Here is a 12,504-nt window from a genome sequence, read left to right on the forward strand (position 1 = left end):
ATAAAAAAAGGCTATCCTTGAGAATAGCCTTTTTTATATTATTGTCTGTTTGTTTTTCGAAACGCTTCGACAAGTAAAGCTTACGCTTCTACTTCTTCGGGCGCAAACTGATCATACACTTCTCCAAAAGCATCGTAGTCCTGATCGCCATTAGGCTCAAAAACCTGAATATCTTTTGATCGAGCAAAATCAACTATTTCAGTGTTGACATTTTCGTCAGCGACAACCACCATATCGGTAAAATGCAAAGCACCTTTATAGATAGCCTCATAACTACCATCACCGTACACCTGCGCATCCGCTGCTTTAAAGGAACCTTCTGGCGCCATTTCAGCATACTTTGTACCTAATGTACCTTTAAATTCTTCATTGAATAAAGAGTACATCACTTTTGCATCCTTGAATGTAGGATCGTCTTTATAAGTTGTCTTCACGTAAGCCGGTACCAAAGCAGAGAACCATCCATGACAGTGTACTACATCAGGGGACCATCCTAATTTCTTCACAGTTTCCAACGCTCCTTTACAGAAGAACACTGAACGCTCATTATTGTCTGCAAAGAATTCGCCATGCTCATCACTAAAAACTTTTTTACGCTGAAAGTAGTCTTCATTATCCAAGAAATACACCTGCATACGGGCCGCAGGTAATGAAGCAACTTTAATAATTAGCGGATTATCATTATTATCCACAACAATGTTCAAGCCTGAAAGACGAATAACCTCATGTAATCTATTTCTACGCTCATTGATATTCCCAAAACGCGGCATTAAGATCCGGATCTCAAAACCCTTTTCTTGCATCGCTTGCGGAAGTTGACGTGTAATTTCAGAAATTTTAGTTAATTCGAGGAAAGGCGACATCTCGTGAGTAATAAACAATATCTTCGTTTTTGCCATCTCCAGTTATTTTTATTTATTATTTTCGAACAGTAAAATCGGTCTACAAAGGTACGAAAAAAATACTTACTATGCAATTTACTATTAATCATCGTTTTATATTCCCAAAATATTATGCACCTTTGCCAACAAAAAACTAAATAGCAAAGTGGAAATTTTCAAAACGAAAGCATCTCTCCAAGCATACCTGCAAGAAGCCCGATCAACAGGTCAAAAAATCGCCCTAATCCCTACGATGGGCGCTTTACATGAAGGACATTTGTCCTTATTAAATTATGCAAAACCAATCAGTGATATTCGTGTTTGCAGCATTTTTGTTAACCCCACACAATTTAACGATCCGAAAGATCTCGAAAAATATCCACGCCCCATCGAAAACGATATCAGATTACTGGAATCCGTCGATTGCGACATCCTTTTCTTACCAAGCGTTGATGAGATGTACCCCGATAAAAATGAGGTCTGGCATCTCGATCTTGGCGAACTGGACCAAATTTGGGAAGGTGAAAAACGCCCTGGCCATTTCCAAGGTGTCACCCAGGTCGTCTATAAATTATTTACATTGGTACAACCGGATATTGCTTGTTTCGGGCAGAAAGATTTTCAGCAGGTCATGGTTATCAAACGCATGATAGCCATGAAGGATCTCGCGATTCAATTGGCGATATGTCCTATCATTAGGGATCAAGACGGCCTAGCACTGAGCTCTAGAAACGCGCGCTTAAGTGAAGCTGGAAAAAGAACGGCTTTGGCACTCTCCCGTTCCCTGCAATATGTCAAAGATCATATACATGACGCTATCCCGCTAGCGGAAATAAAAGACAAAGCCTTACAGATTTTAACAGACACCGATGGGCTTAGCGTTGAATACTTTGCGCTATGTGAAAGTTCAACGTTAAAAGAATTCGATCACATCGATTTCAGCAAGCAGCATGTCGCACTTGTCACGGCCTGGGTCGAAGGTGTCCGTTTGATTGATAATATGATTCTGAATAATTTGTCAAATTAATTGACAAATCTTTCAAATTCAGCAGAAAGCCCTACCTTTGCGCCATGGTAATAGAAGTAATGAAATCCAAGATTCACCGCGTTAAAGTCACACAAGCGGAATTGAATTATGTGGGTAGTATCACAATAGATGAAGATTTGATGGATGCCGCAAATATCATCGCTAACGAGAAAGTTCAAATCGTAAACAACAATAATGGAGCCCGTCTTGAAACATACGTCATCCCAGGTCAACGTGGATCAGGTATTATCTGTTTGAATGGTGCTGCGGCACGCTTGGTTCAAGTAGGCGATATTGTTATCATCATTTCCTACGCAACCATGGACTTTGAAGAAGCTAAGCAGTTCAAACCTTCCGTTGTATTCCCAGACGACAACAATCATCTGATTAAATAATCAGGAAGCACTGTAAGCTTAGTATATAGCTATTTCATATTTATTTAATGGGTAGATCACGAATACTCACAAAATAAAATCGTATTTTTGAAGCGTTACCCTAAAAAGTAGCGCTTTTTTATGTACCGAAAAACAACGAAATCCCCACGTCAGCTTATCGCATTTTGCCAATTGGTATTAATGTCGCTGATTATTATTTCGGGTGTTGTTTTTATGCACAAAGAGGTAAAATCAACCGGTGAAATTGTCATGCACACCCACCCTTATGATTTTACCAAGAAACAGAAACCGCAAGAAACAGATGACCAAATCGAATACCTCAATGTCATCTATCACAATACCTACGTACAAACTGAATTTACCGTCCTTGAACTTCCTCTTCCGCGTGAAGTAAAAGAAGAACATTATAATTCATTTTGTCCGGAGGCGATCAGCACAACGATCGATCATTACCACTTACGTGGTCCCCCCAGCTTAGCATAAACCAAAAATCAAAGATTTCGAAGGCCTGTCGCTAGTTCCATAACGATCAAACGAACTTGGCGCAAACAAGTAAGACATTACGCATGTGCTAAATCGCTTGGCTCCAGAACGACAGCATGAAATACCGCTTTGATCCCATTTTTATTTGCCTCTTCTTTGAGAATTGTCCCTGTTACAATAGCGAAAACCTTCGCTGAATACTGTCATTATGGTTTCAGTGAGCTCATTGGCATACATTACCTTGTCGGAAACAAGCTATTACCCTGCTTCCGATAAGACGCAATGCCTTGAACGCGGTTCATAACCAGGAACAGATCATGTTATACGAGGCCTGTATTTATAAAATTTTTATAAAATTACGATGCTAAAGCAATACACTTTATTGGCCACATTACTGGCTGGTACATCCACTATATACGCCCAATCAAAACTTGAAGGCTACTTATTTAACAAAAACCATGAGGCGGTTCCTTCTGGTACACTGACTTTAAAAAACAGCAAGCTCGCAACTACATCTGATCCAAATGGGTACTTTAAGCTGTCTGCAATACCAACGCAAAAAGTAACCTTAAATATATCGGCAGTGGGCTATCGCTCCTTCAGCAAAGTCATCTCTTTAGACACGTTGAAGTCGCCTTTGCAAATTCAACTGGAAGAAGACAACCTCAATTTGGATGAGGTTGTTGTTTCGGCTACACGCTATGGCGTCAAACGTAAGGACGCCCCCGTGGTTGTCAATGTCATCGGTCCAAAATTATTTAATGCGACACAATCTGTTGCCATGTCGGAAACATTGAATTATCAGCCGGGTGTACGGGTAGAAAACAATTGCCAGAATTGCGGCTTTTCACAAGTCCGCCTGAATGGCCTCGAGGGCCCCTATTCACAAATATTGATCAACAGTAGGGCGGTATTTTCCGCATTAAATAGCGTGTACGGATTGGATCAGATTCCAACGAGTATGATCGATCGTATTGAGGTTGTGCGCAGTGGTGGTTCGGCATTATTTGGTGCCAATGCGATCGCCGGAACAATCAATATTATTACAAAAGATCCTGTAGAAAACGACTGGCAGGTAAAATCCACCAATTCACTCATTGGCGGCAAAAGCTGGGATAATACAGTGGATTTTAATACCTCTACCGTTTCGGAAGACCTCAAAAGAGGAGCCACATTCTACGGTATGCACCGTAATCGGGAAGCTTACGATGCAAATGGCGATGGTTTTTCGGAAATAACCAAACTTCGTAACACCACGTTCGGCACAAAACTATTTTACAAACCGAGTGACCTGGATAAGATAACGGTTGATTTTAGCACCGTGAATGAGTTCCGCCGCGGTGGTGATCAACTCGATAAAGTACCGCACCTGACGCAGATCACCGAGCAGTTGGAAACCAGTTCGCTTGTTGGCGGAATCACATACGATCACTATTCCACAGATTATAAGCAAAAAATGTCGTTGTATGGCTCTGTACAGAAAACTGTTCGCGACAGCTACTATGGCGGTCTTGGGGGCGGAACAACCCTTGCGGACAGCACATTAGCAGCAAATGCCTATGGAAAAACAAATGATATTGCGCTAGTTGCCGGGGGACAATATACCTACAATTTTGAAAGAGATGTATTTACGGCCGGAGTGGAGTTTTCATACAACAATACCCAGGATGAAATACCAGGGTATAAACGAATCATTGATCAGCAGAATAAAGGACTAGGCAGTTATGCCCAATACGAATGGAAGCCTTTAAGCAATTTTAAAACGTTAATCGGAGCGCGATACGATTACACCTATGTTGACGGTAAATATAGTCTCGCAGGTATAAACCGAAACTCAGATCAGCGCTTCGGCACCTTTAGCCCACGGTTGACCATCTTATACGATATCACAAAAGACCTTCAATTTAGAGGCGGCTATGCACGTGGTTTCCGTGCACCACAAGCATTTAATGAGGACATGCACGTTACTTCCATTGGCGGAAACCAGGTATTTGTATTGATCGGTGAAAATCTGAAAACCGAATACTCCAATGCCTATACAGGTTCTTTTAGCTACAATAAAAATTTTGGAAATGTACAAACAAGTTTGCTCGTGGAAGGATTTTACACGGATCTAAACAATCAGTTTGTCAACGTCATGGCGTCTGAAAAAGATGGATTGATTATCCAGGAAATGCAAAATGGTGAAGGAGCCCGGGTGTACGGTTCCAATATTGAAATCAATATCGCACCATCCTCCTGGTTTTCTTTCCAAACCGGTGGGACGATCCAGCGCTCACGCTATAAAAAAGACCAACTCATCTATACAGGAAAAGAAGACGGGCAGGACATCCTCACCAAGAAATATGTCCGTACGCCAAATATCTATGGTTATATGAATAGCAACCTGAAAGCGACCAAACAATTTGCGATCGATCTGACGGGCGTGTACACGGGGAAAATGATTGTTCCACACATCCAAAATGATGTAATGACCCTTAAAAATGCCCGGGACTTTGTGGAATTAAATCTCCGCCTAGGGTATACCTTTCCAATACATAAAGATTTCAGCATTGAAATTTTTGGGGGTGTACAAAACATGTTCAATGCTTTTCAGAAGGACTTTGACAAGGGAGCGCTACGTGATTCAGATTATATCTACGGTCCAACACGCCCTCGAACTTATACATTTGGCCTTCGTGTTGGTCATTTTCATTAACATGGATTTGGGATATGAAGCATTTCCAAAAAATATATGTGCTATTGATCCTATTCTTTTATCCGCTCTGTTCTCATGGACAGGAGCGGATAAATTGGATTGATTTTGCACAACTGGATTCACTCCTGACTGTTTCACCGCGCGAAACGCTCCTCTTTATTCATACGGATTGGTGCAGCTATTGCCGGAAAATGGAACAGGAAATCTTTACAAAAAAGGAGATTGTCCAATTAATCAATGAGCGCTACTACGCCGTTCATTTAGATGCAGAATCTATCCAAGACATTGCTTTTGACCAAAATATATGGAGGCCCTTAAGCAAAAGAAAGAAAACAGGACAATACCATCCTTTAGCTTTGCAATTGCTACAAGGAAGAAAAATGATCTTCCCAACTCTCCTACGTTTTGACAGCGAATTTCGCCTAAAAAGTATACGACAAAAATACCTGAACTCAAAGGAGTTAGCCGTTTTTTTAGAATAATTTAACATTTACTTGTAGCGAACTCCATTATTCCTGCGTTTTGGATTTTATAATTAATACACACTTTAAGAAATTATGAAAAATATCACGAAATTATTAATGGCGTTTTTGTGTCTGGGGGTTCTTTTTACGGCTTGTAATAAAGATAATATCGATTATGATGCATTGAATAGACAACAAATAGAAGCTGCTAGAAAAGAAAAAGCACGCAGGGATTCCCTATTAAGAATACAAGCACCTCTTTTAGAGCAATACGCCAAAACCAAATGGAAAGAAAATGCACGGTTTTCCGACTCTACAGGAATCTGGTACAAAGTAGAGCTTGCAACAGATAACTCAACACCATATAGTTATACAGGAAGTATCGGCTATTATGGTCCACAAGCAAACGCGTGGTCTGCAACCTTAAACTTCAAAGGCGAACTGATGGATGGAACTGTGTTCGACAAAAATACAGATGGTGTTCCTAAAGTTTATGACGACATTCGCGTTGCCATAAAAACTTATGGCCAAGCATGGGTGCAAGCATTTATTCCTACCATTATTAATATCCAAGGTCAAGATGTAAGATTTGAAGGTTTATTACAAAAAGGATTGCAAAAAGGAGACAAAATAAGCTTTATTGCTCCTTCTTACTATTCTTTTGATCAAGTAGAATATACAACAGGAAGCGAAAAGGTAACTGTTCCTAAAAATACACCAGTAGTATACACCATCGACCTAAAAGCTGTTGGTGCTGTTAAATAAAAAATAAAAACAATGCATTCATCGAAGCCGTTCTCCTAGTGAGAATGGCTTTTTTGTAAGTAGACGTTCAGAAGTGTAAATTACTGTATCAAAATGTTAATTGTTATAGCGAAAACCTTTAACGAAGAAAAAATAATATACATTTGCAAAGCTACTTTCATAAAGAAAATAGCTTTTCCTTGAAAAACCAATAAAAAATATAATGAAAAAACTGTTATCACCACTATTCATGGGAATTGCAGCAATCGCTTTCCTTATTATCAGCTGTAACAAAAGCGACGATGCGCCGGTTTATGATGCGAATGCACAATTTAAAACGGATTCTGTAACACTTAAAAATTACGTCAGCCAAAATTACCCTGATGCACAATACAACAGCGAAACAGGAATTTGGTATGAAATTCTTGCCGAAGGAACAGGGAACTATGAATATAAAGTGGTTGACACATTAAATGGCAAATACTTAAAATTTAAACCGACTGTAAAATACGTTGGAAAATTATTGAGTGGAAGTGTATTTGATCAAACTGATACTGCCAAAGAATTTGAAATCATCACAAACACGGGGTATCAGTATCCATTTTACAGCACTATTATTCCTGCTTGGACCTTCGCATTTGCTCCGCAAAAAATCGGTGACATGAAATTAGGCGGCTTAACAGAAAAAGGTCTACAAAAGGGCAGTAAAATTCATATCATGGCACCTTCCCTTTATGGATACCAAAACCAGGCTGTGGGAACTATTCCGGCAAACTCGCCATTGGATTTTGTAATTGAAGTAACGGATATAAAATAATTATCGCTCCTTTTAAAGCAATAAAGTATAAAAGCTCCTAAAATGACATCATTTTAGGAGCTTTTTAGTTCAGGAGGTTTTCAACGATTAATCTGTTTATTGGGCGATAGTTTTATATGCTAGCAAAATTATCCAAAAACTTAAAAGTAAGATAGATCTTAAAACTGATATATTTTCATATCAACTTATACCTAATAACAATTTTCAATCGCTTTTTAAACAGTGATCAGTCATTGATCATTCAGTCTACACTGAGCAATCACTGAACAAGCACTGAACGATCACTGAACAAGCACTGTCAAAAGAGTTAATTTGATCACTATCTGATCCTAATTTGCCGCTAAAAAAATAAAAGAGAAAAAAGGGTAGAAGCTATACTTACGTAACAAAAAGATCGCTGTTGTGCGACAATAGTATGATCCATAAACAACACCTTAAATTAATTAAACAAAGAAGGAAATTGAAACACCACTTGAAACAGGTGTCTAGAAAAAATAAAAGCTCGAAGTGGGGAACTCCGAGCTTTACCTAACCAATTATTAACCTAAATTATGAAAAGTTCTTTATATATTATTTTTAAATATCTTTCGTTTCTTTTGATATATCAAAGGTACTACAGATCTGCTTTCATGTCAAGAAATTTAACAGCATTTAACGTTGTTAAAATTATGTTAAAACAATTTAGCACATTCAATACCGTCCCGCGTTGTAAAAAACATACATCTACAACGATAGCAGCTCAACAGATAGACTCAACATGAACTCACTGTGCATTCATTCCATTTACAGCCCATAGCTGGTAATACGATGCCCCTCAATTGATCGGAAGATAATTTAGCGCTTTTATTCGACCAAGGGCGGTCTGAGTATCAAAAAAAAGAAATAAATTTGTGAGAAGATCCGACATCAATTGGTATCTTATTTAGTTAGACGATTAATAGCATATGAAAATAGCTTTAGCACAATTGAATTACCATATCGGTAATTTTGAAGCAAATACTAAAAAAATAATTAGCGCGATCCAACAGGCCAAAGAAGCAACGGCCGATCTTATTATTTTCGCCGAACTCGCGATTGGTGGTTATCCTGCCAAGGATCTTTTGCGGAGTAAGGCCTTTAAACGTCAATGCGATGAAGCTATTCATCAAATCGCTGCTCATTGTCAGGATATCGCCTGTATCATCGGAGCCCCCGTCAAAAACAGTGATCCTGAGGGCAAAGAGCTTTATAATACCGCTGTATTTATTGAGCATGGGGCAGTCCGAAACATTGTTAAAAAAGGCCTTTTGCCCGATTACGATGTATTTGATGAATATCGTTATTTTGAACCCAGCAGACGTTTTGATTGTATCGAGTTGAACGGCGTAAAAATTGCCTTAACCATATGTGAAGATTTGTGGGATGATGACGAAGGGGGCAACTCTTACGTTGGTGACCCCATGGCAGAGCTGAGAAAAGAAAATCCAGACCTCCTCATCAATATTGCGGCATCCCCTTTTTCCTATACCCATTTTGATGAACGGATCAAGGTCCTCAGCCAACAGGTAAAAAAGTCTGGCAGACCGCTAATTTATGTCAATCAAATTGGCGCTCACATGGATATTATCTTTGACGGCCGCTCAATCGCCCTGAATAATGAAGGAACAAAAATTGCTGAACTAAAAAGCTTTGAAGAAGATCTTCAATTTGTCACCTATTATCAACAAAATATCACCTCCACCACAGCTTCTTCGAAAGAGTCTATAGCTGAGATGGCTCTTATACATGATGCATTGATCCTCGGGCTACGTGATTATTTTCAAAAATCTGGTTTCAAGAAGGCGGTTTTAGGTCTGTCCGGCGGGCTAGATTCGGCCTTAGTTGCGGCTTTGGCCTGCGAGGCTCTGGGTGCCGATAATGTATTAGCCATACTGATGCCATCGGTCTACTCTTCCGACCATTCGATAAAAGATGCGATGGATCTCGTCAACAATACCGGTTGCAAACATTATATCGTTCCGATCAAAGATATTGCCAATGCCTTCGAACATAGTTTAGCTCCTCTTTTTGAAGGGCTGCAGCCAGATACAACTGAAGAGAATATTCAAGCGCGCGCACGTGCGGTAATTTTGATGGCTGCTTCCAATAAATTCGGCAATATTTTACTCAATACATCCAACAAAAGTGAGGCTGCTGTGGGATATGGTACACTCTATGGTGATATGGCAGGTTCCATCTCTGTAATCGGTGATGTTTACAAGTCCAAAGCCTACGATTTAGCGCGCTATATCAATCGAGAAAGGGAGATCATTCCAGTCAATACCATTGAAAAAGCGCCTTCTGCGGAACTTCGACCAGATCAAAAAGATTCGGACTCTCTACCGGAATACGATCTATTAGATCAAATCCTCTTTGAACTCATCGAAAATGAGAAAGCAGGATCTGAGGTTGTAGCAATGGGCTTTGAAAAATCGTTAGTAGAAAGGGTTTGTAAATTGGTTAATAATGCGGAATTCAAACGTTTTCAAGCTCCGCCTATCCTGCGTGTTAGTCCAAAAGCTTTTGGTCCAGGAAGGCAGATTCCGTTGGTGGCAAAATATCCTTATTAATTTTACAATTCGGATTAAACCATATTTATAGTTTTTTGTCTAAAGTAATAGATTGTAAAATCAAAAAGGATGATCGCATCCCGGACGGTAAAAAACAATTGCCATGAAGACCGTCAACTGTACTATTTTTACAATTGAAAGGTATGCGGATAAAAAATAAAAACAAATTAGTTAAATAAATATAAGTTCCATATAGGCCATGAACCATCATGAGTGTGGTTGTCCAATGCAGCGACAAAATACTCATGGTAGATTCATCACAGTTGATAAATAAATTACTACGATGAAAAAGATTCTATTATTTTTGGTGCTTTGCGTCGCACTCGCATCATGTTCGTCTTATCAATACAATACCACTCGGGTAGAAAAGATGGATTTTACTCCTTTCAAGACCTATGCCTGGTTACCTCCGGTAGACTCGCTTTCGAAGTCTTATTTTGACAACGATATCGCCAAAGCCAATATCCTGGATGCCGCGAATACCGCGCTGGAGGCAAAGGGCCTACAATATTCTAAAGATAATCCTGATTTACTATTTCGGTATATTACCATTGTCAACAATAAAAGCCGTTTGGTCTATGGTGGCGGCGGTTATTACGGCTGGGGGGGCCCCTGGGGCTGGTACCGTCCATGGTTTTCACCATATTACTATGGCGGCGGTTATTACCCAGTTGCAAAAGAACGCTATCGTTATGGCCATTTGATTATCGAAGCCATCGATCGTAAAACAAACGCAGTGATCTGGCAGGCACGTGGTTCTGGCGATGTTGACAATCCAGAAAAAGCAATTAATAACATCAGCAAGGTTGCAAAAGGTGTTATTGATTTGTTCCCTGTGAAGACGTTAAAGAAATAAAAATCAACTAGCTGCTTTTTTGATTATTGCATCATAATACGCAAAGAGCTAGAAAATATTTATCAAAAAAAACAGGCTAATCAGCACGATTAGCCTGTTTTTTTTGTCTATACAGAAGGCCTAAGCTTTAAATAGAATGGGACTTCAACACGATCCTTTGATTTACTTCTGATCAATTCGGCAGCCAATCGCCCCATCATTTCAAAATCAGTTGATATTGTTGTAATACCATTCAGGATAAACTTTTTCAATGGAGTTTCATTATAGGAAATGATACCAACATCTTTTCCTATAACCAGTTTTTTCTGAATAACCTTGTTCAACAATTTCACCAGATCATCTTCAATAATATTAATGTAACATGTTCCTTTCTCTACTTTCTCTTCATCAATGTCGGATACGAGCTCGTGTTCAAAAGCATATTGTTGACAAAACTTATAAAAGCCCTTAATAATAGCTTTTGGAAAATCACTATAGTCAGGAAATACAAGTTTTAAGTTTTTGTACTTACTCAGCACTTCATTAGCTTCCTCCAATGCGGAGTAAATATCATGTTCGTAATTTTCGTAGACTGCAGGAAAATCTCCGGGCACATCTTCGATAAACTTACCCAATAACATTAGTTTCTCTGCCGGAATCTTACGAATGATATCCGGCGCTTTGTCCCTTCCCTCTTTGAAATGGGGGAATAAAACATAGTGGTCATATGTTTTCGTTAAGCTTCCCAACAATGTATTCAGATACGATAGGTCTGAATTGTATACAAATAGATCCAAGTTGGCATAATCACTCAGCTCTTTTGCAAAGGAATCGTATACTATCTTTTTATGGGCACTTAGTTTATTTAGAAAGAGTGCTATCTTAAGTTTGGATTCTACATCCGTTTTATTTACATAATACCCCTTTCCGGGATTAGATGCTATAATTTCATTTTTCTTAAGATAGCGGTATGCTTTTTCTACAGTGTCACGTGATATTTCCAGATATGCACTGAGCTCATTAATAGAAGGGAGCATATCATCTCTGACCAATGTTTCATTTTTAACAGCATCGATAATTGTATTTGCCAATTGCAAATACTTAGGTGTGGCAGAAAAATCGCTAATTTCTAAAGTTTTTAAAAATTGATTTACGGAATTGGTCATTGTTAGATTTTATTAATTATAAAATTAACGATTTGTTTATAAATATTTAAAAAAAATACTTAAAACTCGCTTTTCAAAACCCAGCCTCTACACAGCCCATAATAAAAGGACCTGTCGCCTTAGCATCATTTTCACGGATACATTCTCCAACGTAGTAAGCTAAATTATTTATTGCAATAGTATAGAATCTGTCCGATTTCATTATTCTACACCATACTACTGTTTTTCAATGAACAGTTTAATATTCCTCTTTTGTTTCGGACGAAGGTGTATATTTAAGATTGTACAAGTTATGGTTACACTGCTTAAAGAACGTACGATCGTTGACTTAACGGGCAACTCCTGAGCCTTCGTCGATACTGTTCCACAACCCAAAAGCAATAGTAATATTATTTTCTTCATCATA

Annotated in this window: 12 protein-coding genes; 9 read left to right on the forward strand and 3 right to left on the reverse strand. The window is 38.9% G+C overall.

Annotated elements, in window-relative coordinates:
• Positions 1-80: 80 nt before the first annotated feature.
• Positions 81-899: a glycogen/starch synthase gene (locus CBM24_RS24440; protein WP_070570107.1), complete on the reverse strand. Its 819-nt coding sequence runs from the start codon at positions 897-899 to the stop codon at positions 81-83.
• A gap of 148 nt (positions 900-1,047) precedes the next feature.
• Between CBM24_RS24440 and panC the strand changes: the two genes are divergently transcribed.
• The 9 genes from panC to CBM24_RS24485 all read left to right on the forward strand — a co-directional run bounded on the left by panC (position 1,048) and on the right by CBM24_RS24485 (position 10,953).
• On the forward strand, positions 1,048-1,908 hold the full coding sequence (panC, locus tag CBM24_RS24445; protein WP_088163053.1) for a pantoate--beta-alanine ligase: 861 nt from the start codon (positions 1,048-1,050) through the stop codon (positions 1,906-1,908).
• Between the two features lie 44 nt (positions 1,909-1,952).
• Positions 1,953-2,303, forward strand: a complete 351-nt coding sequence (gene panD / locus CBM24_RS24450) for an aspartate 1-decarboxylase (RefSeq protein WP_088163054.1) — start codon at positions 1,953-1,955, stop codon at positions 2,301-2,303.
• 120 nt (positions 2,304-2,423) lie between these two features.
• Positions 2,424-2,786, forward strand: coding sequence for a hypothetical protein (locus CBM24_RS24455; RefSeq protein ID WP_088163055.1), 363 nt, complete (start codon positions 2,424-2,426; stop codon positions 2,784-2,786).
• 361 nt (positions 2,787-3,147) lie between these two features.
• A complete protein-coding gene (locus CBM24_RS24460; protein ID WP_088163056.1) occupies positions 3,148-5,484 on the forward strand; it encodes a TonB-dependent receptor in 2,337 nt (778 codons plus the stop codon).
• A 14-nt stretch (positions 5,485-5,498) separates the two neighbouring features.
• The gene (locus tag CBM24_RS24465) at positions 5,499-5,966 is read left to right on the forward strand and encodes a thioredoxin family protein (protein WP_088163057.1); all 468 of its coding nucleotides are present in this window, start codon (positions 5,499-5,501) and stop codon (positions 5,964-5,966) included.
• Positions 5,967-6,041: 75 nt separating this feature from the next.
• Positions 6,042-6,713 carry a hypothetical protein gene (locus CBM24_RS24470; RefSeq protein ID WP_088163058.1) on the forward strand — a complete coding sequence of 224 codons (672 nt, stop codon included), beginning with the start codon at positions 6,042-6,044 and terminating at the stop codon, positions 6,711-6,713.
• A gap of 202 nt (positions 6,714-6,915) precedes the next feature.
• On the forward strand, positions 6,916-7,509 hold the full coding sequence (locus tag CBM24_RS24475; protein WP_088163059.1) for an FKBP-type peptidyl-prolyl cis-trans isomerase: 594 nt from the start codon (positions 6,916-6,918) through the stop codon (positions 7,507-7,509).
• Positions 7,510-8,453: 944 nt separating this feature from the next.
• Positions 8,454-10,097, forward strand: coding sequence for an NAD+ synthase (locus tag CBM24_RS24480; RefSeq protein WP_088163060.1), 1,644 nt, complete (start codon positions 8,454-8,456; stop codon positions 10,095-10,097).
• Between the two features lie 283 nt (positions 10,098-10,380).
• Positions 10,381-10,953, forward strand: a complete 573-nt coding sequence (locus CBM24_RS24485; RefSeq protein WP_075994305.1) for a DUF4136 domain-containing protein — start codon at positions 10,381-10,383, stop codon at positions 10,951-10,953.
• A gap of 107 nt (positions 10,954-11,060) precedes the next feature.
• Here the strand turns inward: CBM24_RS24485 and CBM24_RS24490 are convergent, their stop codons facing one another.
• Both CBM24_RS24490 and CBM24_RS24495 read right to left on the reverse strand, forming a co-directional pair.
• Positions 11,061-12,098, reverse strand: coding sequence for a GntR family transcriptional regulator (locus CBM24_RS24490; protein ID WP_088163061.1), 1,038 nt, complete (start codon positions 12,096-12,098; stop codon positions 11,061-11,063).
• Between the two features lie 216 nt (positions 12,099-12,314).
• Positions 12,315-12,503, reverse strand: a complete 189-nt coding sequence (locus CBM24_RS24495) for a hypothetical protein (RefSeq protein WP_088163062.1) — start codon at positions 12,501-12,503, stop codon at positions 12,315-12,317.
• Position 12,504: the final 1 nt, after the last annotated feature.

It is taken from the genome of Sphingobacterium sp. G1-14 (assembly GCF_002196555.1).
Lineage (GTDB): Bacteria > Bacteroidota > Bacteroidia > Sphingobacteriales > Sphingobacteriaceae > Sphingobacterium > Sphingobacterium siyangense.

Excerpts from the sequence above, each read along its gene's own strand:
- CBM24_RS24455 (WP_088163055.1), top strand. The coding sequence starts at position 2,424 with ATGTACCGAAAAACAACGAAATCCCCACGTCAGCTTATCGCATTTTGC.
- CBM24_RS24480 (WP_088163060.1), top strand. The coding sequence starts at position 8,454 with ATGAAAATAGCTTTAGCACAATTGAATTACCATATCGGTAATTTTGAA.
- CBM24_RS24475 (WP_088163059.1), top strand. The coding sequence starts at position 6,916 with ATGAAAAAACTGTTATCACCACTATTCATGGGAATTGCAGCAATCGCT.
- CBM24_RS24465 (WP_088163057.1), top strand. The coding sequence starts at position 5,499 with ATGAAGCATTTCCAAAAAATATATGTGCTATTGATCCTATTCTTTTAT.
- CBM24_RS24440 (WP_070570107.1), bottom strand. The coding sequence starts at position 899 with ATGGCAAAAACGAAGATATTGTTTATTACTCACGAGATGTCGCCTTTC.
- CBM24_RS24490 (WP_088163061.1), bottom strand. The coding sequence starts at position 12,098 with ATGACCAATTCCGTAAATCAATTTTTAAAAACTTTAGAAATTAGCGAT.
- CBM24_RS24460 (WP_088163056.1), top strand. The coding sequence starts at position 3,148 with ATGCTAAAGCAATACACTTTATTGGCCACATTACTGGCTGGTACATCC.
- CBM24_RS24485 (WP_075994305.1), top strand. The coding sequence starts at position 10,381 with ATGAAAAAGATTCTATTATTTTTGGTGCTTTGCGTCGCACTCGCATCA.
- panD (WP_088163054.1), top strand. The coding sequence starts at position 1,953 with ATGGTAATAGAAGTAATGAAATCCAAGATTCACCGCGTTAAAGTCACA.
- CBM24_RS24470 (WP_088163058.1), top strand. The coding sequence starts at position 6,042 with ATGAAAAATATCACGAAATTATTAATGGCGTTTTTGTGTCTGGGGGTT.
- CBM24_RS24495 (WP_088163062.1), bottom strand. The coding sequence starts at position 12,503 with ATGATGAAGAAAATAATATTACTATTGCTTTTGGGTTGTGGAACAGTA.